This is a genomic window from Populibacterium corticicola, from assembly GCF_042683685.1.
Taxonomy (GTDB): domain Bacteria; phylum Actinomycetota; class Actinomycetes; order Actinomycetales; family Cellulomonadaceae; genus Timonella; species Timonella corticicola.
Genome location: NZ_JBHUOP010000002.1, coordinates 504,293 through 523,720, shown reverse-complemented (window position 1 = coordinate 523,720; position 19,428 = coordinate 504,293). Strand labels below are relative to the sequence as shown.

The following is a 19,428-nucleotide window of genomic DNA, read 5'->3' as shown; positions in this document are numbered from 1 at the left end:
GCGTTCGTTTCGTTCCAACCAGATTCCGCTGCGCGAGAATCCTGTCCGTTCCGCACTATCTTGCAGCCAGTCAGTACGCATAAGATCGACTGGTGCACCTACTTGGCCGGTGTAAGTCATGGTCGAGGCGCACTCAACCGAACGAGAACGCTAGGAGCGTGAATGTCCCGCCCGTTTCAGGTGGACCTGACAGGTGTCATCGAACTGCTATCCCGCCATATCTACTCCAGCCCGCGCGTTTACCTGCGTGAACTCATCCAAAACGGAGTGGACGCGATCAGGGCCGCACACAAGGCACAACTGGACGCAGAGGCCGGAACGACCCCAGCGCTCGCGGAAAGACTCGACACCCCGCGCCTCACCGTCACCCCGGCAACACCGGGCAAGCCATTCACCTTCAGCGACAACGGCGTAGGCCTGACCGCCGACGAGGCGGCAGAACTCCTCGCAACCGTCGGACGATCCTCAAAACGCGATCCAGAACTCGGGTTCAAACGCGACGACTACCTCGGCCAGTTCGGAATCGGGTTGCTGTCCTGCTTCATGGTCGCCCCGGACATCGTGATCACCTCGCGCTCGCGGCGCACGCTTGAAGACGGTAGCCGACCCGCGGCGATCGAGTGGGTGGGACGGATCGACGGAACATTCACCGTCACCGAGTTACCTGCCGACCAGAGCGACGCGCTGCCGTACGGAACGACCGTTCGGTTGACCGCAAACCATGGCGAGGACTCTCTGCTTGGCGAGGACATCGTGGCGGAACTGGCCCGGACCTTCGCGGAGTTCCTGCCCATCCCGCTCGAAGTCCGCGGTGAATCCGTGGTCGTGCTGGGGCGGGATGCTCCGTTCCTGACACCATTGCGCGAGGACCGCTCCGAGGTCCTGGAATACGGTGCCGAGCTCATCGGCCAGGAGCCGCTGGCGGCAATCCCGTTGAACGTTCCGGGCACCGGCACCTCTGGTGTCGCATACGTGCTGCCCTATGCACCGCCACCCGGTGCCGCGGCAACAGCCCGCGTCTATCTCTCGCGGATGCTGCTGTCCGAGAAGATACCGGATCTCTTGCCCGCCTGGGCATCGTTCGCGCACGCGGTCGTCTCCACTGACTATCTGACTCCCACGGCGTCGCGCGAGCAACTGATCGCCAACGAGGGTCTACAAGACACCCAGGAGGGGATTGGCCGAGCGATCACCGCGTGGGTCAAAGACCAGGCTGAAAATGATCCGCACGCCATCAGCGAACTCGTAGCCGTGCATCACCTGTCCCTGCGCCAAATGGCCAGTCACTACGATGAACTCGGCGCAGTGCTCATTCCCATGCTCCCCGTCGAGACAAGTGCGGGCTATCTGAGCATCGAGGAATACCTGGCCATCACCCCACACATCAGATACGCGCAGACCCTCGATGAGTACCGTCAGGTCGCATCGATCGTCTCCCCAGACCGCCCGGTCGTCAACGCTGGATACACGTTCGTTGAGGAACTGCTGTTGCGCATGCCAGCGCTCCGCGAGGGCGTGACCGCGGAACGTATCGCGATCAATGATGAACTGCGCAACCTGGGCCCGGTTCCGTTTGATGACTCGCAGAGGGTCGGCTTCCTTGAGAAGCGTGCGACCACGGCACTCGACAACAAATACCTGCAGGTCATCGTGCGTAGCTTCGAGCCGGATAACCTGCCGGGACTCTACGTCGCCGACCCGGACGTGATCGCGTGGATCGAGCGGGACAAGGCCCGCGAAACGGCGGCCGGTCCATGGGCTGACATCCTCGCGCAAACGCAGGACGTGTTCGACAATCTCGGTAGGGGCTCCAAGGCCCAACTGTGCTTGAACTGGTCCAACCGTGCCGTGCGTTCACTCGCAGCCGTTGATGACTCCGTCGTCTTCACTCGCTCACTGAGACTGCTCTACGCCCAGTCAAAGCTATCGGGACACCACCCACTGACCGCCGCTGACCGCACCATGCTGACCGAAGCACTCGACGACCTGATCACGCTGTCCATCGGCGTGAGCGACTTCAACTTCCCGGAGAACTGAATATGCAACTTGAAACCCCTCCCGCCGAACTTCAAGAACTCATCGATCGCATCGAGTCCACCCCGATGGGGAACGAGGAACTCGAACTCGTGCGGCGCGCTCTCGCGTTCGCGGAGGAGAACGACCTGTCTGAATGGGCCTACCAGTTGCGGATGTGGTTCAACCGGTCCACCTTCCGCATGGGGCAGACTGATGCCCTGCTGACGAGCTTCACCAAGACCCTCGCGATCCACGACTCGGACCCGCAACGCTTCCCGCTCGAAATCGACGAGGACACGCACCTGCTGTTCCAGTACAAGTGGGTTGCCGAGATGTTGCACGATTCCCCCTCCTATTCGCTCGCGCAGATCAACGGCATCTTCGCCGACATGGAACGCCGCTTCCGGGAATCGGGCAAGTCCATGTCCGGCTACCTACAAACTCAGTTTGGTGGTGCGTGCGAGCGCGGCGACTGGGATGCCGCGGCCCGGTACTTCAATGAGCTTCAGGCCGCACCACGCGATGATCTGTCGCACTGTGAGGCCTGCTATCGCTCAACGGCCGCGATGTACTATGCAGATCGTGGCGAGACCGACCGTGCGCTTGAACTGTTCGAGGAGATCTTCTCGGGTCAGTTCGTGTGCGGGGACGAGCCAGAGTACTCGGAATCCCAGGCGGCTCACCTCTACCTCAAAACCGAGAACTTTGATGAGGCAAAGCGTCTGCACCTCAAATCCCTCGCGGCTCTTGCCCAGCACCCCGAGCCGAGCGGAATTGTGCTGCGGCATGCGCTGTTCTGCCTGGTCACCGGGAACACGGAGCGTGCCCTGGACCTGGTGGAGAAGAACGCCAAGCTCTTTGACGCGTCCGAGTTGAACGTGGCGCGCCAGTTCGATGCGCTGACGCTGCTGGGCGTCCTTACAGATGCCCTCCAGAAGGCTGGCCGCGGCGCAATTCCAGTGCGCGGTACAGGGACCCACAACTACGATGTGGTGCTCAGGGGGATCGCTCCCGCCGCTGGTGGCGGGGATTTCACTGCCGACGAGTTGGCCGTGTTTGTGTGGGATCGTGCGGCTGAGATCGTAGCTCAGTTCGATGCGCGTAACGGCAATGACCACTACGCGCAGCGTTTGGCGGCGCGTAAGGAGCTTCTGGACACTCGATACGATCTGCCTATCGGAATCGACGTGTTTGAGCCGGTCGAGTCGTACACAACTGAGGTTGTGGAGCCGGAACTGAACAGTGGGCTTGAGTATGTGGCCGCCGTCGCGAACACGCTCCCGAACGTTTCTGCTGCGCTTGACCTTGTGCGTCAGGGACGTAACCGTCACATAGACGGCGACTTCGAGGAGGGCATCACTGATGCGTTCTTGCACCTGCTCGATGTTGACCTGAGCGAGAGCGGCGTCGCCCGCGAAACGCTGGCCGATGCGTTCGAACGTTCCGGTCTGGTGACCGCGGCGAAGGCCGTGTTGACGATCGGCGAGAAACTCGCGGGTCCGGTTGATGAGGAAGACCTGAAGGCCTTCGAGAACCTGATCGAGCGGGCGCAAGAAGTCGATGACCCGGCGAGCACCGCGTTCTTGGCTCTTCATCTGGCGCAGCGCATGTCCTTCTCAGCGCCGGAACGCGCCAACGAACTGCTGAGCCTCGCACTGGAGAACCGCCCAACCCAGCCGGTGATGCAGCGCGCCGCAATCATCACCGCGGACCTGGCTCTGGGCGCCAACCAGATTGAGGATGGTAGGCAGGCCCTTGAACAGGCAGCCGCGCTCAGCTACGGGGCCATCGGTGAGGACATCGATGTTGCGAGCATTCAGGCACGCGTCGGCCTATGGACAGAGCAGTACGACCAGGCCGTTGAACGCTACAACCACGCGATAGATATCGCGCTTGGCGCGCAGGACTACGCGAGGGCCTGGCCGCTCCTGATGAACCTTTCTCGCGCCTACGCGGGTAACGGCTCAGCAGACGATGCGGTGCGGGCGCTGAAGCGTGCGCAACGTTACGCGCAGCGGACCACGGCTACCGCGCCGCAACTTCAGGCGATCAACTATGCGTTGGGCACGCAACTGGTCAACGCCGGGCACCCGCACGATGCGTTGGCTCCGTTGACCGCAGTTGTGGACTGGAACATGGAGAATGGGGGCGATCCAGAGAACGTGGCTGCCGCGCTCATCGCCCTCGGTGAGGCGTCTCTGCGTGCCGAAGAGTACCAGCAGGCATTCTCCGCCTGGTACTACGGCCTGGACTACTCCGAGGAGAACGACCTCAAGGAAGCCGAGTACGGTTTCGCTCTGCGCCTAGCGGACTTCCTGCTCGACTCGGAGCATCCTGAGGCTCCAGATTTCGCGGAGCGGGCCTACAACCTTGCCCAGGAACAGGACGATCCCGTTCAGGTGGTCAACGCGGCCAAGCGAGTCGCAACCGCCCAGGTCGTCATCTCGGAGACAGATGACTTCAGCATGCTCGACAAGGCGCTTGACCAACTCATAGCCACGGGCGAGAAGGACAGCCCCGAAGTTGAGGTCACCCGTATCGAGGCCACCCTGCACAAGGCACGCCTGCTATGGCGCCTTGAAAAGGGAATCGAAGCCGGGGAGGCTGCGCTTGAGGCCGTGCAGATCGCTGCGGACATAGATCTGGGCGAGGCACAGTTCGACGCCCTTGTGCTTGCTGGCGTGGCGTTCAAGAGTGCAGGGGCCACGGACCGTGCCCGTCAGGCACTCGAGGAAGCCCAACGGTTCTCCGAACCAGGAGAGTCCCCATACGAGTTCGCGGCTCAACAGCTCGCTGACCTCTAGGCAGTGCATCGAGATTCGCCAAGACCCCACGAACTCCGCCTGCTCTGGGCGGAGTTCGTGGGGTCTTCGATTGGCGACGAGTTGGTTGCGTACGGTCCTCTGCCTGCGGCAAGCGTGAGGTGATGCTGGCAGCGGCCTGCTCGTCGGTAATCCAATGCCGTATAGCGGCGCGCTAAATGACGCGAAAATGGGTGCGGTGGCTTTCAAGGCCACCGCACCCGTTGCGCCTCGACTGGGCGCTTCCTCCACTCACCTACGAAGCGCTAGTCAAGGCGTGCCACCGCCGTCACGAGACGGCGTGACGCCAAGGTCCCCACGAGTACAAGGCCAACCGCAAAGGCCACTGAAACGGCAAATCGGACCAGAACCAGCGGATTCTGGAACAACCCAGCACCGAACATCGGCACCAGGAACAACGCGGACAGAGCGAGAGCCGTGCCGACGGCAGCGATCATGGGAATGGTGGTCTCCTTGATCCGCGCCCTCTCAAGCGTGGGTACGCCCGTACCCGCAAGATGGAGGAACCGATACTGCTCACGCTGAGAGATGACCCGACCAGCCTGCGTGACACCCGTGGAGATCGCGGCCAGAACACCGGCAATCGCGAGGGTCAGATAACCACCCGTTGAGATGTCGGTGGCAAACATGACGTCCTCCGGCGTGCGGCCCTCGTAGCCCGAGAACAGGGTCATGACCGACGCCAATCCTGCGATGAAGGTCGCCAACGCGACACCGCCAACGGAACGCCACGCCGTCTTCGGATCGTCGATGATGCGGCGACTCGCGAGCAACACGTCCAAGGTCTTCGCCCGTGACGCGGCAAACTGACCCACGATCCCCATTACGAACGGGCCCACGAGATTGAGCGTGCCCAAACCGACCGCGAACATGATGCCGATGAACAGGAACGACGCGAGCGAGGTCTTTGTCGCCAGGACCATGCCGACGAACGCAAGGACCACCGCAAGAATGCGGATCGCCTTGAGCGCCGGGGTTGACTGGCGTTGAGCCACACCAAGCGGGCTCACCACCACACGCTGCAACCCTACGAGAGCCGACACAGTGCCCAGCACGATCACACCAAGACCAACCGCCGCCAGGAGAGCCGGGCCAACCCACAACTCTGAGAACGTGAAGCCGCGGCCCTCGAACGGGATCAAACCAATCGCAGGAATCAGAGCGAAGTAGCCACCGACGCCGCACAACATGCCAATGAATGCCGAGGTTGCAGCATCAAGCGCGGAAAGAACCGTGATCTGCGCCGTCGTAGCGCCAACCAGACGCAACCGGGCCAGACGCTCATCTCTACGAGCCACCACGAGACGGGCCGCGGCACCACCCATCGTCAGGAGCGGAACAAGGAGCAGCGCTCCTGCGATGTATGCGAACGCCACGTACGACTGAGAGTTCGAGGTGGCACCGGGCTGGTGGGCGCGGAATTCGAACGCCGCGATACCACCCACGACGATCAGGAGCAGAGCAGTGACCGATGCGAACGCAACCACCGTGAGCAGCGAGGTGATGCTGGCAGGGTCCTTCGAATGTCTGGCCGCCTCGCGCGTGCGTCGGTTCATGAACCACCACAGTTGGATCGCGTTCATGCCGCGCCGCCAGACTGCTGTGTTGACTGCGCTGGCGGTGCCGCCGGTGCGGGTTGCTCCGGACCTGCCGTAGAGGTCGCTGCACCGGTGGGCGCGTGATGCTCAGCCACAATGAGACCGTCCTGCATCTGGATGGTGCGCGAACACCAGCGGGCAACGTTTGGGTCATGCGTGACCACAACAAGTGACGCACCAAAGGCCTGCGTGGCACTTGTGAGGATCTGCATGACCTCGGCACTCGTGCCCTGATCGAGAGCACCGGTCGGCTCGTCGGCAAACACGACGCCCGGCGATGCAATGAGCGCACGAGCAATCGCGACACGCTGCGCCTGTCCGCCCGAGAGTTCCCCAGGACGTCGGTGTTCCATGCCGCCAAGCCCAAACTGGTGCAGGATTGGCATCGCCTGCTGGACGGCATCCTTGCGGGCCATGCCGTTCAACATGAGCGGCAGGGCAACGTTCTCGACGCATGGCAGTTCCGGTAGTAGGTGGCCCGACTGGAACACAAAACCGAAGTCGGTGCGCCGCAGGGTCGTGCGTTCGCCATCACGCATCGAGGACAGCTCGCGGTTGCGCCAACGCACGTCACCCGAGGTTGGAGTGATGATGCCCGCAAGGCAGTGCAGCAAGGTCGTCTTACCGGATCCAGACGGCCCCATGATTGCGAGGGACTCACCGGCCTCAACGGTAAGGTTCACGCCCGCAAGAGCGGTGGTGTGGGGGCCATACTGTTTAACCAGGTTTGTTGCGGCCAGGGGAGCGGAGGAGTAATTCATGTTCCTGATTCTTTCGGTGTAAGGCGGGTGTGCACATCGTGCACGGGACGGAAATGGGTTCGTCGCGTCTGCTCCTTGGAGTGGACTCAACGGTACGACTCAAGTAGCAGACGAGGGGTAAAGGTGCAGTTCATGGGTCTACTGCCAAGGAGTTCACAGGCTCAGTGGCCGAGAGTGTTGCGTGTCACGCGCCGGGAATTTGGGGGACCAGACAAAAGCCGGTAATGTTTTATCTGGCCAATCGGCCGGGCGTTCGTAGCTCAACGGATAGAGCATCTGACTACGGATCAGAAGGTTGGGGGTTCGAATCCCTTCGAGCGCACAGTTAGACCCACTCAGCGAATCTGAGTGGGTCTTTTGTTATTTGCGTTGAGCACGTAGAAAACCGTACTTCGATGGTGAGCTACAGGTAGGGTCGAGGACTGCCCTCGACCCTACCTAGTTGCTAGGACACTTAGAATCCTTCAACGTACTGGATAATCTCGCCAGTATCGTCGTAGAACACCCATACGCCGCCTCCAACTGCATGGTCAGGGACGTTGGCGTAGACCTTGAATGCATCGGACTGACCCGGTGCCAATGGCACGGTGTTCCAAATGTCGCCTGTAACCTCGTACCCGCCGTCACCGTAGAACTCTCCGTCATTTCCCAGGTAGTAGATTCCAAGATAGTCGTAGGCATCAAGGGTGTAATCACTGATGTTCGTGATGCTCAACTCTCCCCAAAGATCTTGATACGTTGAATCGTACTCATCGTCTTCCTGCCAGGTATCGAATAGAACACCCACCCAGCTCCACAGCCAAAAAAACTGCTCAGTTTCCATTGGGTCGCTTACGGTGGAGAGAACGGAAAGCAGTGCCGCATCCGATGTCACTGAACCGGCGGGATTCTTTACCACCACGCGGTACGTGTTCAGTTCGAGTGCGGACTTTGCCGTGAAACCGTAGCTGGCTTTGGTCGCACCTGAAATGTTCTTCCAACCAGTGCCATTATCTACCTGCCACTGATAGGAGAGTCCTATACCCGAAGCCTTCACACTGAAAGACACAGACTCTCCGCTGTACGCAGATGCTAACTTCGGTTGGGTGGTGATCTTTGGCTTTGCGATCAGAGAAAGGGTTGCGGCCTTGGAAGTGGCTTTGCCCTGTTTGCCCGTAACAACTACGCGGTACTGGGTCTTGTTGAGTTTAGTGGTGGCTTTGACCGAGTAGGTTGCCTTCTTGGCCGCGCTGCCGGAGACTTTCTGCCACTTCTTTGAACCGGATTTCTTCGAGTACCACTGGTACTTCAAGGACTGGCCAGAAGCCTTGACAGTGAACTTGGCGGTCTTCCCTGGAACAGCAGATGCTGACTTCGGCTGGGCCGTGATCTTGGTTTTTGCTGCGGGCTTTGCGACTGTGCCTGTACTGGTTGCAGCCTGAGCGATTGGGGCGGTGACGAGTGCCCCAGCAATCGCAAGAGAAACTGCCACAGCGACGGCGGTAAAGCGTCGTGGGGGATTTTTCATGTGTACTCCTAGTACGTATCAGACGCTTAAGCATATCTGTTAATTACCGCAGGTGAAACAGGCTTTTTCCGTTAGTTCGCCGAGAATCATACTTCAGATGGAGGCGAAATGACGGTTTGTCTATTGCTTTTTTAACCATTGTGTGAATGAGGCTATTGCGCGATAAACGTAAAGGTCTTGTGCGGGCCCACATGGGTGCGATTTTGTTGCGTACCATGGGGGAAGCGCTTCATGCGCGGGATGAGGGCTTTGAGCCGTGACAACAGATCATCCGCTATCAATTGACCAAGACGCCGACTTCATTCGCCCTCTGCACCCAGCTCACTCCCATGAGTCATTGCTGGTGTGACGGTTAGTGCTGAGTGAGCGTCCCTAGGACATTCCTTCAGTGTGTTCTGGGGAGCGATGCTGCATCAAGCCTCACCGATAGCTTGGCGTTCGTCTTGATCGCGCTGGCACTTCCGTTGGATCGGGTTGCGTCATCTGAAGCAAGTGCACCGTAGTTTGCGCACCATCGCCTCGCCGTGAGGGTTCTTGGTCCTGACCTACCTAGGTCTTCAGCGTGCTGTCTTCCCACACTCACTGGAGAACGCTACACCGCAGGCAGCGCACGAAACTATGTTCGAGCCTCCACTGACAGGATGGTAGGTCATGATTTGGGGGGAGCCGTGCTACTGCGTTCGATGAGTTCGAGGCCGAAGGAAATGGAGTTCCGGGAGACACCGTTGATCACGTCGATGAGCACCTCGATACTTGCTTCCCCGACGCTGTCGTAGTTACCCTTTATCGTGGTCAATGGGGGCGAGAAGTACTCGGCATCGTGTAGATCGCCGAATCCGATGATTGAGATGTCCTCAGGAACGCGGAGCCCACTGGCGTTGACCGCGCAGATCGCGCCAAGGGCCATTTGATCGTTGGCGGTGAAAATGGCCGTTGCGTTGGTTTCCGCCAGTATTTTCAAGGTTGTTTCATAGCCCGAGCGTGCCGTCCAATCGCCAACATACGTGGGGAAAAGCGGGTGCGAATGGGCTTGAATGTGTTTGTACCAACTCTCCATCGTCACCGTGGCATCCACCCAATCGAGTGGCCCGCAGAGGTGCACCATGCGCTTGTGTCCGAGCGCGGTCAAGTGGTCGATGGCAATTCTCGCAGCCGCAGTACCGTCCAGGCTGACCGAGGGGTAGTCGAACTTTCGATCAGGGGCAACCACAACAAAGGGAGTGTCCAAGTCGAGATCGTCAATAGTGCTCAGTGCCTCATAGTACGGAGCCACGAACACGATTCCCGCCACTGATTGCCTCAGCATTGAACTGATGACGGACCTGACGCCCTTCGCGCTCAGATTCTCGACATGGGCCAAGCTCACGAAGTAGTCCCGAGCATAGGCCGCGCGTTGGACTGATCGGATTATCTCGGAACTTCCTGTCGGTGCTTGGCTGAAGTCGATTACACCGATGACGAGTGAGTTGTTGGTGACCAAGGAAAGCGCAGCGATGTTGCGGTGATAGTTCAGAGTCTCGATGGCTGCGTTGACTTTGTCTCTAGTCTGAGAACTTACGTTGTCCTTGCCGTTCAACACCCGCGACACCGTTTGCACCGAGACTTCGGCAGCCTGAGCTACGTCACGCATGGATGGTTGTCGCCTCGCGGCCCCATCATTCTTGGCCAACTCTTACTCCTCAGCAGTTGTTGTGGCAACGCTGACGCGTGCCTATGTTCCTTCATCGTGGTCGTAGTTGCTCAGCGCGTTGAGCCTAGAGGCATAACAGCACCTGGGGATGGGTGCGGTGTCCCCGCAGTGTTTGAACGAGTCGCTATTCATTCTATGGCCTTGGCTCGTCCGACTTGTGCAAATTTGTTTGGCGTACGTATACCAGCCGCGAGAATCCGCGCAATAACAGCACACGTCACAAATGTGTAACGTTGGTATGCGTACGACAATTTCAGTGTTAACGTACTACATGTGGGTTGCCAAAGTTGGCCTCCACGCCCAAATTACGTAAAGCATCGAAGGAGATGTCATGACCACCATTCGCGTTGACGCCAAACGTGAAATCGGTAGAGTTAATCCCCGCCTCTTCGGGGGATTCGTCGAACACCTAGGGCGCAGTATCTACGGCGGCCTGTACGATCCTGACTCCAGCCAGTCCGACTCGTTTGGCTTTAGGACAGATGTCGCTGCTGCTCTCAAAGAACTCAACACTCCCGTGCTGAGATGGCCGGGCGGAAACTTTGTCAGCAACTATCACTGGGAAGATGGAATCGGCCCCAAAGAGGAACGTCCAGTCCGGATTGAGTTGGCTTGGCATCTCACAGAAACCAACCAGGTTGGAACTGATGACTTCCTGCAGTGGTGTGAGCGAGAAGGCTACGAGCCATTCCTCTGCATCAACATGGGGTCGGGATCACTCGACGAAGCTCAGGGTTGGGTCGAGTACTGCAACGCACCAGTCGGCACCTACTGGGCTGACAAGCGGGCTGCGAACGGCCATCCCGAACCATACGGTGTCAAGCTCTGGGCGTTGGGTAATGAGATGTACGGCGAGTACCAAATTGGTAGCCTCCCGCCGGAGGAGTACGTCACGAAAGCTCGCCAGTTTGCCGCAGTAATGCGCCGGACTGACCCAAGTATCACTTTGATCGGATGCGGTAAAGATGGTCTTTCGGAATGGGACCGAATCGTCCTAGAAGGCCTCGCTGATGTCGTCGACATGCATTCGATTCACACCTACACCGGCTCGCCCAACTACTGGGTGAACCAGTATGCGCCCTATCAGGCTGAACGCGCGCTGCGACGTATGCGCGAGTTGATTCGAGACGTGACCTACCGTAAAGGTCTCGATAAGGAGATCACTATCTCCTACGACGAATGGAATGTGTGGTACCGATACACAGAGGGCATCTTTGCTCCCTCTGATCAACCGCCGTTGGAGGAACGATACGATCTCTCCGATGCACTGGCGGTCGCGACCTACATGAACATCATGTTGCGAAATGCAGACATCATCGGAATGGCAAACCTCGCGCAGATGGTGAATGTAATCGCGCCAATCTTTACCAACAAGGACGGTCTCTTCAAGCAGACCATCTACTATCCGTTCCAAGCCTATGCAACCCATACCCGCGACATTGTCGTTGACACATGGGTACACGATGGGCCGCAACACGAACTGGAAGAACGCCCCGAGTGGGATCACTGGCTGTGGAAGCACCCTGTCGCAGACATGGGTCCATTCCAAATCCTAGACACGGTAGCTTCCATCGATAAATCTGGCCGTGAACTGACCTTGGCGGTCGTCAACCACGACGATCAGAACTCGCAAAAGGCGCGAGTCGAGATTCTTGAGTCGCAGGGCACGGGTCCGGTCAAGGTATCCACAATCACGGGTCCAAACCCTGACGCACAAAATGACTTCGAGCGGACCGACGTGGCAACGCAAGAGACCGAGGTTCAAGCCTCGGAACTGGACAACTATGAGTTCCCGCCACACTCCATCACACTCATGCGGATTCCTCTTTCCTGAGTTTGCAACCCAACTAACACGAAGAACAGAGAGGTTCACATCGTGAACAAAAGAAAAATGATCGCTGTCATTCTCGCCGGAGCTCTGGCTCTGACAGGATGCACCAGCACTGACGGCCCAAACAGCGCATCCCCAACAGGTGCAGGTTCACTTCCTGTTTTGGAACAAAAGGACACCTACACCATCGGCTTCGCAGCGCAGCAGTCGGATCACCCGTGGACAATCGCCCTCAACGACTCCTTGAAACAAGAAGCCGAAGCACGCGGACACAAGTTCGTCATGACCGATGCCCAAGGATCAACTGCAAAACAAGTCAGTGATGTGCAGTCGCTCATCGGACAAGGCGTTGACGTCATCGTGATCAGTCCACGCGAAGAGAAGCCTTTGGCTGAGGTGACTCTTGAGGCAAAAGCAGCCGGAATCCCAGTATTCATCGTTGACAGGAAACTCGACGAATCAGTTGCGGTTCCGGGCGAGGACTATGTCGCGTTCATCGGATCCGATTTCGTAGCACAAGGACGAGCAGCAGGACAGTGGATGGCCGAGCAACTTGACGGTTCAGGGAAGATCATTGAGCTCTATGGAACGACGGGTTCGTCCGCCGCTGATGACCGTCACAAAGGGTTCCTTGAGGCTATCGAAGGAACCAACATCGAGATCGTTGCCGCGCAGGACGGTGACATGATCCGAGACAACGGTCGAAAGCTCATGGAAACGCTCATCCAGCAGTACCCAGACGTGGACGGCGTGTTCGCACACAACGACGAGATGATGCTCGGGGCCATCACCGCGATGCAAGCAGCAGGAAAGAAACCTGGGCAGGAGATTGTGACGGTCTCAGTGGATGGCCAGAAAGAAGCGGTCCAGGCCATCATCGACGGAACGCTCGGCGCGACTGCAGAGTGCAACCCACGTTTCGGCCCGAAACTGATGGATGCGATTGAAGCGTACGGAAGTGGTCAAGCAGTCGATCCTGAACAAGTCAACAATGACAACTTCTTCGATGCAACGAACGCGCCAGCGGAACTCGCCAACGCGTTCTAACCTCCGCAACTGACGCGGTAAGTGCGCGGGCTGAGTCATAAAGCCCGCGCACTTCCAAGAGAACTGAGAAACAAATGGATCAAGAACCACTCCTTCACATTGAGGGGCTACAAAAATCCTTCTCAGGCACCACTGCACTCAGCGACGCGTGCCTCACCGTCTACCCCGGTGAAGTCCATGCACTGATGGGTCAGAACGGGGCTGGGAAATCCACGTTAATTAAGACTCTGACCGGTATATACACTGGAGATGGCGGAAAGATAGAGTTCTGCGGCCAGCCGATCAATTTTCGTTCCCCTTACGAAGCACAGCGTGGGGGAATCAGTACGATTTATCAAGAGATAAATCTCGTTGGACTACGATCCGTGGCAGAAAATGTGTTCTTGGGGCAAGAGCCTACGCGTTTCTCTGCCCTCAATCGAAGCCGCATGGATAAAGAGGCTAAGACTTTGCTAGCGCGGGTCGGCATCGATGTTGATCCACGTCTGCCTCTTGCACGCTTGAGTACCGCTGCACAGCAGATGGTCGCCATAGCGCGCGCATTATCGTTTCGCTCGAAACTCGTCATCATGGACGAGCCAACTTCGTCGCTTCATGATCGTGAGGTCGACACCCTCTTCGAGGTTATCGATAACCTGCGACAGGATGGTGTATCTGTCATATTCACCAGTCACAAGTTGGATGAGCTCTACCGCATATGTGACAAGGTCACTATTTTGCGGGATGGACGTACTGTACGCACTAGTCCTATGGCCGATATCAGCCGTATCGAACTCGTCGCGACAATGTTAGGCAAAGACCCGCGCCAAATTGAGGCGTCTGGACAAACCGCATTTGAACGGCCGAAAGCGCCGAAGCCGGGAGTCGAACCACTCCTAGATGTACGACGTGTCTCATCCGGAGGTCTGTGCCGCGACGCTGCGCTTAGCTTGCACGCCGGAGAAGTAGTGGGTGTCGCTGGACTCCTTGGCTCTGGCCGATCCGAACTAGCTGCGGCTGTATACGGAATGTCGGCTATCGACTCCGGTGACATGGAGTTGTCAGGAACTCCGTACAAGCCGCGTTCTGCGAGAGACGCACTGAAGAAGAGAATTTCTCTTACGCCTGAAGATCGTAAGGTCAGTGGACTCGTAGGTCCGATGTCGATCTCAGAGAACATTACGTTATCCATTTTGGACCGAATCAGCACCTTCGGAGTAATCAGAAAAAACCGAGAAGAGAAGATTGTTGCCGAAATGATCGACTCGCTCGGTGTGAAGTCCAGTGGTCCTCAACAACCAGTGAATGAATTGTCTGGTGGAAATCAGCAGAAGGTTCTTCTGGCACGCTCACTGGTGCTTGAGCCAAAGATACTGATTCTCGATGAACCAACGCGTGGAGTCGATGTCGGGGCGAAAGCTGAGATTCAACGAATGATTTCCTCCATGGTCGCTAACAATCGTGATCGAGGCGTCATCATGATCTCTTCTGAGATGGAGGAAATCATTGAGGGAAGTAACCGAATCATGATTATGAGAGACGGTGAAACTGTAGCGTTCCTTGACGCTTCAACAGTGACCAACGGTCAACTTATGCTCTACATGGCATCAGGTGACACGGGGGCAGATGTTAGCAAGACAGGGGATATCCGATGACTCAATCGACTGTGACGGCGCCTAACGCTCAGGGCGTCAGTAGACAACGTAGTATTCGTCGTTTGGAATTCATCTCCCGCAACGGAATCTGGATCGCTCTTGCGGCGCTTATCGCGTTCAACGTCGTAGCAAGCAATGGCTTTCTGTCGTGGCAGACGCTCCAGACTAACTTGGGACAAATGTCTACGGTCGCGATCTGTGCCGTGGGAATGACATTCATCATCGCCAAAGGCGGGATAGACCTCTCCGTTGGGTCTCAAATGGCTGTTGCGGGTGCGGTCTCTGGGGCCATCATCACCTCGTGGTCCGGACTTACTTCCGTGCCAGTGGTGGGCCTGATCGTAGTACTTACGGCAGCGATGCTCTCGGCAGCTGTGCTAGGAACTGCGAATGGCTTCCTCGTAGCAAACTTGCGCGTCCAACCAATCGTCGCGACACTCGTCGTCATGATTACGGGACGTGGGCTGGCGCAGCTTATGACAAGTGGACGTCTCTATGAAATCACCAACTCTCAAGTCCTGAACCTGGGGCGTGGAACCATTCTGGGTCTACCCACTATGGCGTGGGTGATGGTGATCGTCGTTGTACTCGCAACGTGGATGAATCGAAAGACTGTCTTTGGCCGTCAGGTATTCGCTGTGGGCGGTAACCGCATAGCTGCAGGACTCGCAGGAGTACCCGTTCGCCGTGTCACCTACACGGTGTACATGGCAAGCGCTGCCTTGGCTGGACTTGCCGCTGTTTTGAGTGTTGGTGTGAATGGAACTGTTGATACCGCGAACCTAGGCCTCGGCTATGAATTCACGGTTATTAGTGCCGTGGTGGTCGGCGGAACCTCGCTCACAGGAGGTAAACCTCGTGTTTTGGGGACGATAGGCGGAGTCGCACTATTGCAGCTGCTTTCATACACACTGGCAAGCCACAACATCGCGACCGAGATCTCGTCATTAGTGCAAGCCGGAGTAATTCTCCTGGCTGTTGCCAGCCAACTACGCCGGAAGAGTTAGGCAGGATACAAAATCATGGTAAATGAAATGGAACGTAGCGAACGGGAAACCCAATCGCGCTACGCCAAATTGAAAACGCGCGAAAGATTTCGAGATTTTCGAACTTTGATTCAGGGCAATAGCACAGTTTTCATGCTTAGTTCAGTCCTTGTGCTTTTGGCTGTTTTCATGCCTCGGTTTTTCAATCCCTACAACGTGTCAACAATGCTGGGCTCACAAGATCTGATTTGCATTGGTCTCATGGCGATCGGTGCGACGTTTGTGATCTCCACCGGGGGGATAGATCTCTCGTTGGCGGGCGTGTGTGTTGCATCGAGTATCGTTGCAGCACTTCTGGCGCCATACGGCGCGTGGCTATCACTGTTTGGTGCAATCGGATTTGGGATTCTTATCGGCGCGATCAACGGTGCGCTTGTCGCTTGGGGTCGGCTGCCATCATTTATTGTCACATTGGCCATGCTGATGGCTCTGCGTGGACTTTCACTGATCATGGCAGATCGTGGACGTGTTCCAGTTGATCGCGATTTTGGTTTGGTTGTCTTTCAAAACACGAAACTGGGGATCGTTCCACTGGTTTTCATTGTCTTCGCAGCTATTGGCATTGTGTCGTGGTTTGTTTACACTCGAACACGTTTCGGTCTCCATGTTCTTGCAGTAGGAGGCGACGAACAGGCCTCGTTGATGATGGGCCTACGGGTTCCGCTTGTACATTTTTTTGTTTTCTCGATCTCAGGCGGTCTCTCAGGGTTGGCTGGCGTGTTTCTTTTAGCCAAAACCACAACGGGAAACCCTCTTGAAGCTCAGGGATGGGAGCTGACAGCGATTGCAGCCGTAATCTTGGGTGGAACTTTGTTGACCGGAGGCAAAGGAACTATAACCGGAACTCTGTCAGGTGTTGCCTTGCTCGCACTTGTATTCCAAGTGCTGAACTACGTCAACGGAATGGGGATTGAGATCAACACGTACCTCCAGAATGTTATCCGCGGTCTTTTTGTCCTCGCTGTTGTCGTTGTGCAGGCTCGAGCGGTCTTGGGAAGCAAGAAACGCCGAACATAGTTACGGGCTTTGGTAGGGCAAGGGTGAGCATCCAACGTAATCTCAGAACAGATTGGTATGTGTAACTCGTCCGGTACATTCAGGCGCAGGTTTGGCGAGTAGCCAAGCCTGCGCCACTACCGTTTCTGCTGTTGGGGAAGCACTCCAATGTATCCATTGGATGATGGGAGCTTTCGTAGTGGTGTAAGTAAAGGTCTTGTGGATGTGTAGGTTTGCTGGCTTCTTGCTGCGTACCATGGGGGAGGCGCTTCATGCGCGGGATGAGGGCTTTGAGCCGTGACAACAGATCATCCGCTATCAATTGACCAAAACGCGCAGACATTACAGGAGCCTCACTGTGCTGAATACCCTTCGGATCGCCTCCGAGCAGTATCACCCCGACACCGGATACGACGGATTCATCGGCTGGGTGCTGAACCTGATGGAGACGATCGGGGAGGTTGGGGTTGGTCTCGCAGTGTTCATCGAGACTTTCATCCCGCCGATTCCGTCCGAGGCGGTACTCCCGGGAGCTGGGTTCTTAGCGTATGACGGGCGCATGAATGTCTGGCTGGCTTGGCTGGCCGCAACCCTTGGTGCCTTGATCGGTGCGTGGGTCTGGTACGCGATCGGTGCCGCCTTGGGTCGCAACCGTACCCGTGCCCTTGTCGGACGCATCCCGCTCATGGAGTTTGAGGACTTCGACAAGGCCGAGGCCTTCTTCATCAAATGGGGCGGACTGGCCGTGCTCCTTGGACGGTGCGTACCGCTTGTACGCTCATTCATCTCGATCCCCGCTGGTATCGAGAAGATGAACTTCTGGAAGTTCACGCTTTACACCACGATCGGTTCGGGCGTGTGGAACGCAATCTGGGTCGGTCTTGGATTCGCCTTCGGCCCAGCCATCAAGCCGGTGCTTGAGCAATGGAGCGGCGTGCTGTCCAACCTGGTTCTCGTGGTTATCGCAGTGCTCGTACTATGGTTTGTGGTGGTTCGCCTTCGCAAGCTGATGCGTCAACGCCGCGAATCAGACAGCACGCAGACCCCCTGATTCGCGATCACCTGACGCATAGCATTCGGCGTGCGACCTCAGACGTACGGACAGGGGACTTTACCCCTCCCCAGGTGGATGAAAAGTCTGGGAGCCTACGCAAAGATGGATGTATGAGTGTTCCAGACCAGTTCGAGAGTTGGAGCGCGTTCCAATCGAACTCGTTTGGTGCGCTGTCGAGCGGCGATGAGGCCTACCCTGAGTTTTTCGACGAGTCTGTCAGCCGCACCTACTACGCTGGTACGTCACGGCGTCTTCAGAGCGTGCAAGAGGTGGCACGAGCGATCTTCCTGATTGCGGTGATGCTCGTGGCAGCGATCTTTGTGATGCGTTCGGTCGATTCCCGAACCGCTCCGTCCGCTGCGGTCAGTACGCATGAAAGCGCTGCTGTCACCACACAAGTGTGGCCTTCCTCGCGTTTAGGGAATTTGGTTCCTATTCACCTGTGAAAGGCAGTAGACTGGTTGAGGTTCAACACGGGGAAACCTTCGAGTTGAATGGGCGTTCGTAGCTCAACGGATAGAGCATCTGACTACGGATCAGAAGGTTGGGGGTTCGAATCCCTTCGAGCGCACACTGTCGGAAATAGCCGCGTTTTCAAGTCCATCGGGATTTGGGGACGGGGCTATTCCTGTTTCTAGCCACTGAATCGGTACACCCGTGCGCAGCGCCCACGCCTTCAAGACGATCTTGCGCGGTGCCACCTTGTCACGCTCGTAGTTCGTGATCGTATTCCGTGACACGCCAATTTCGTCTGCAAACTCGCTACTCTCAAGCCCTGCCTGCTCGCGTGCCTTGCGTAGTCGGTCGCCCATTGTGAATTGCGGAATCTTGCCCGCGAAAGCATCAATACTCATGTGAGCAATTTTGCTCCATCTCGCAAGATTGCACAAGTTTAGGCATTTGGGCATATGCCAAACCTTGCCCACAACCTCGACGCGCACAAAGTTGGGACTTGCACAACGCAAAACGATGATGTTTAGTTGTGCCATGCACAAGTTTGGGAATCTGCTAACAGCGCGTGAAGTATCCGAGGTCCTCTCGGTAGATCGTTCGACGATCCTACGCATGGTAAAGCGCGGCGTAATCGCGCCTGTTACTCAGTTGCCCGGACTTACTGGCTCGTACCTGTTTGACCGCAGCCAGATCGAAGCACTGAAAGACACCCAAGGAGCGAACCATGAGTAACGTAGTCATTCTTCCAGCGTGCGTTGAGCACGATCTGAAGTACGCCAACGACCTGACCACCCACACGGCTCGCCGCCGTGCGACCCTCCGCACCGCAGACCGTGACCGTATGTTCACCATCGAGGCCGCGTGTGACGCGGACTGGCAAGCCGCGCACGGGCAGTCCTCGGCCCTGTCGCGTGTGAATCTGATGATCACGCCTGAAGGCGCGGTGTACGAGCGATGAAGACTCTCGACCGTG

General features: G+C 57.2%; 16 protein-coding genes and 2 tRNA genes. 13 read left to right on the top strand and 5 right to left on the bottom strand.

Annotation, left to right across the window (positions count from 1 at the left end):
* The first annotated feature begins 162 nt into the window (after positions 1 to 162).
* Both ACFSYH_RS06065 and ACFSYH_RS06060 read left to right on the top strand, forming a co-directional pair.
* Positions 163 to 2,037 carry an HSP90 family protein gene (locus ACFSYH_RS06065; RefSeq protein ID WP_377465812.1) on the top strand — a complete coding sequence of 625 codons (1,875 nt, stop codon included), beginning with the start codon at positions 163 to 165 and terminating at the stop codon, positions 2,035 to 2,037.
* A gap of 2 nt (positions 2,038 to 2,039) precedes the next feature.
* Positions 2,040 to 4,820: a tetratricopeptide repeat protein gene (locus ACFSYH_RS06060; RefSeq protein ID WP_377465810.1), complete on the top strand. Its 2,781-nt coding sequence runs from the start codon at positions 2,040 to 2,042 to the stop codon at positions 4,818 to 4,820.
* Between the two features lie 263 nt (positions 4,821 to 5,083).
* On the opposite strand, the gene ACFSYH_RS06055 is transcribed toward ACFSYH_RS06060, so the two are convergent.
* Both ACFSYH_RS06055 and ACFSYH_RS06050 read right to left on the bottom strand, forming a co-directional pair.
* Positions 5,084 to 6,421 (bottom strand): hypothetical protein, encoded by a 1,338-nt coding sequence (locus ACFSYH_RS06055; protein WP_377465808.1) that lies wholly within the window; start codon positions 6,419 to 6,421, stop codon positions 5,084 to 5,086.
* Positions 6,418 to 7,197 carry an ABC transporter ATP-binding protein gene (locus ACFSYH_RS06050; protein ID WP_377465806.1) on the bottom strand — a complete coding sequence of 260 codons (780 nt, stop codon included), beginning with the start codon at positions 7,195 to 7,197 and terminating at the stop codon, positions 6,418 to 6,420. Before ACFSYH_RS06050 ends, ACFSYH_RS06055 begins: the two co-directional genes overlap by 4 nt.
* A gap of 249 nt (positions 7,198 to 7,446) precedes the next feature.
* Here ACFSYH_RS06050 and ACFSYH_RS06045 point away from each other — a divergent pair.
* Positions 7,447 to 7,519 (top strand) — tRNA-Arg (locus tag ACFSYH_RS06045).
* A gap of 132 nt (positions 7,520 to 7,651) precedes the next feature.
* Here ACFSYH_RS06045 and ACFSYH_RS06040 read toward each other — a convergent pair.
* Complete coding sequence (locus ACFSYH_RS06040; RefSeq protein ID WP_377465804.1) at positions 7,652 to 8,704, bottom strand: hypothetical protein; 1,053 nt, start codon at positions 8,702 to 8,704, stop codon at positions 7,652 to 7,654.
* Positions 8,705 to 9,353: 649 nt separating this feature from the next.
* Positions 9,354 to 10,334, bottom strand: coding sequence for a LacI family DNA-binding transcriptional regulator (locus tag ACFSYH_RS06035; protein ID WP_377465802.1), 981 nt, complete (start codon positions 10,332 to 10,334; stop codon positions 9,354 to 9,356).
* Between the two features lie 391 nt (positions 10,335 to 10,725).
* Between ACFSYH_RS06035 and ACFSYH_RS06030 the strand changes: the two genes are divergently transcribed.
* The 8 genes from ACFSYH_RS06030 to ACFSYH_RS05995 all read left to right on the top strand — a co-directional run bounded on the left by ACFSYH_RS06030 (position 10,726) and on the right by ACFSYH_RS05995 (position 18,573).
* Positions 10,726 to 12,228 (top strand): alpha-N-arabinofuranosidase, encoded by a 1,503-nt coding sequence (locus tag ACFSYH_RS06030; protein WP_377465800.1) that lies wholly within the window; start codon positions 10,726 to 10,728, stop codon positions 12,226 to 12,228.
* A gap of 42 nt (positions 12,229 to 12,270) precedes the next feature.
* Positions 12,271 to 13,272 carry an ABC transporter substrate-binding protein gene (locus ACFSYH_RS06025; protein WP_377465798.1) on the top strand — a complete coding sequence of 334 codons (1,002 nt, stop codon included), beginning with the start codon at positions 12,271 to 12,273 and terminating at the stop codon, positions 13,270 to 13,272.
* A 74-nt stretch (positions 13,273 to 13,346) separates the two neighbouring features.
* Positions 13,347 to 14,906, top strand: a complete 1,560-nt coding sequence (locus ACFSYH_RS06020; RefSeq protein ID WP_377465796.1) for a sugar ABC transporter ATP-binding protein — start codon at positions 13,347 to 13,349, stop codon at positions 14,904 to 14,906.
* Positions 14,903 to 15,913, top strand: coding sequence for an ABC transporter permease (locus tag ACFSYH_RS06015; RefSeq protein ID WP_377465794.1), 1,011 nt, complete (start codon positions 14,903 to 14,905; stop codon positions 15,911 to 15,913). The genes ACFSYH_RS06020 and ACFSYH_RS06015 overlap by 4 nt, the downstream gene beginning before the upstream one ends.
* A 27-nt stretch (positions 15,914 to 15,940) precedes the next feature.
* A complete protein-coding gene (locus tag ACFSYH_RS06010) occupies positions 15,941 to 16,969 on the top strand; it encodes an ABC transporter permease (RefSeq protein WP_377465792.1) in 1,029 nt (342 codons plus the stop codon).
* A 337-nt stretch (positions 16,970 to 17,306) separates the two neighbouring features.
* Complete coding sequence (locus ACFSYH_RS06005) at positions 17,307 to 17,999, top strand: DedA family protein (protein WP_377465790.1); 693 nt, start codon at positions 17,307 to 17,309, stop codon at positions 17,997 to 17,999.
* Between the two features lie 113 nt (positions 18,000 to 18,112).
* On the top strand, positions 18,113 to 18,448 hold the full coding sequence (locus ACFSYH_RS06000) for a hypothetical protein (protein ID WP_377465788.1): 336 nt from the start codon (positions 18,113 to 18,115) through the stop codon (positions 18,446 to 18,448).
* Positions 18,449 to 18,500: 52 nt separating this feature from the next.
* Positions 18,501 to 18,573, top strand: a tRNA-Arg gene (locus tag ACFSYH_RS05995).
* On the opposite strand, the gene ACFSYH_RS05990 is transcribed toward ACFSYH_RS05995, so the two are convergent.
* Positions 18,539 to 18,856, bottom strand: coding sequence for a helix-turn-helix domain-containing protein (locus ACFSYH_RS05990; RefSeq protein ID WP_377465787.1), 318 nt, complete (start codon positions 18,854 to 18,856; stop codon positions 18,539 to 18,541). The genes ACFSYH_RS05995 and ACFSYH_RS05990 overlap by 35 nt on opposite strands.
* A gap of 133 nt (positions 18,857 to 18,989) precedes the next feature.
* Here ACFSYH_RS05990 and ACFSYH_RS05985 point away from each other — a divergent pair, with 133 nt between their 5' ends.
* Together ACFSYH_RS05985 and ACFSYH_RS05980 are read left to right on the top strand one after the other, a co-directional pair.
* Positions 18,990 to 19,187 (top strand): helix-turn-helix domain-containing protein, encoded by a 198-nt coding sequence (locus ACFSYH_RS05985; protein ID WP_377465786.1) that lies wholly within the window; start codon positions 18,990 to 18,992, stop codon positions 19,185 to 19,187.
* Positions 19,180 to 19,413 (top strand): hypothetical protein, encoded by a 234-nt coding sequence (locus ACFSYH_RS05980; RefSeq protein WP_377465784.1) that lies wholly within the window; start codon positions 19,180 to 19,182, stop codon positions 19,411 to 19,413. The genes ACFSYH_RS05985 and ACFSYH_RS05980 overlap by 8 nt, the downstream gene beginning before the upstream one ends.
* The last annotated feature ends 15 nt before the right edge of the window (positions 19,414 to 19,428 follow it).

Coding starts and splice junctions, on each gene's coding strand:
- ACFSYH_RS06065 (WP_377465812.1), top strand. CDS start 163: ATGTCCCGCCCGTTTCAGGTGGACCTGACAGGTGTCATCGAACTGCTA.
- ACFSYH_RS06060 (WP_377465810.1), top strand. CDS start 2,040: ATGCAACTTGAAACCCCTCCCGCCGAACTTCAAGAACTCATCGATCGC.
- ACFSYH_RS06055 (WP_377465808.1), bottom strand. CDS start 6,421: ATGAACGCGATCCAACTGTGGTGGTTCATGAACCGACGCACGCGCGAG.
- ACFSYH_RS06050 (WP_377465806.1), bottom strand. CDS start 7,197: ATGAATTACTCCTCCGCTCCCCTGGCCGCAACAAACCTGGTTAAACAG.
- ACFSYH_RS06040 (WP_377465804.1), bottom strand. CDS start 8,704: ATGAAAAATCCCCCACGACGCTTTACCGCCGTCGCTGTGGCAGTTTCT.
- ACFSYH_RS06035 (WP_377465802.1), bottom strand. CDS start 10,334: ATGCGTGACGTAGCTCAGGCTGCCGAAGTCTCGGTGCAAACGGTGTCG.
- ACFSYH_RS06030 (WP_377465800.1), top strand. CDS start 10,726: ATGACCACCATTCGCGTTGACGCCAAACGTGAAATCGGTAGAGTTAAT.
- ACFSYH_RS06020 (WP_377465796.1), top strand. CDS start 13,347: ATGGATCAAGAACCACTCCTTCACATTGAGGGGCTACAAAAATCCTTC.
- ACFSYH_RS06015 (WP_377465794.1), top strand. CDS start 14,903: ATGACTCAATCGACTGTGACGGCGCCTAACGCTCAGGGCGTCAGTAGA.
- ACFSYH_RS06010 (WP_377465792.1), top strand. CDS start 15,941: ATGGAACGTAGCGAACGGGAAACCCAATCGCGCTACGCCAAATTGAAA.
- ACFSYH_RS06000 (WP_377465788.1), top strand. CDS start 18,113: ATGAGTGTTCCAGACCAGTTCGAGAGTTGGAGCGCGTTCCAATCGAAC.
- ACFSYH_RS05990 (WP_377465787.1), bottom strand. CDS start 18,856: ATGAGTATTGATGCTTTCGCGGGCAAGATTCCGCAATTCACAATGGGC.
- ACFSYH_RS05985 (WP_377465786.1), top strand. CDS start 18,990: ATGCACAAGTTTGGGAATCTGCTAACAGCGCGTGAAGTATCCGAGGTC.
- ACFSYH_RS05980 (WP_377465784.1), top strand. CDS start 19,180: ATGAGTAACGTAGTCATTCTTCCAGCGTGCGTTGAGCACGATCTGAAG.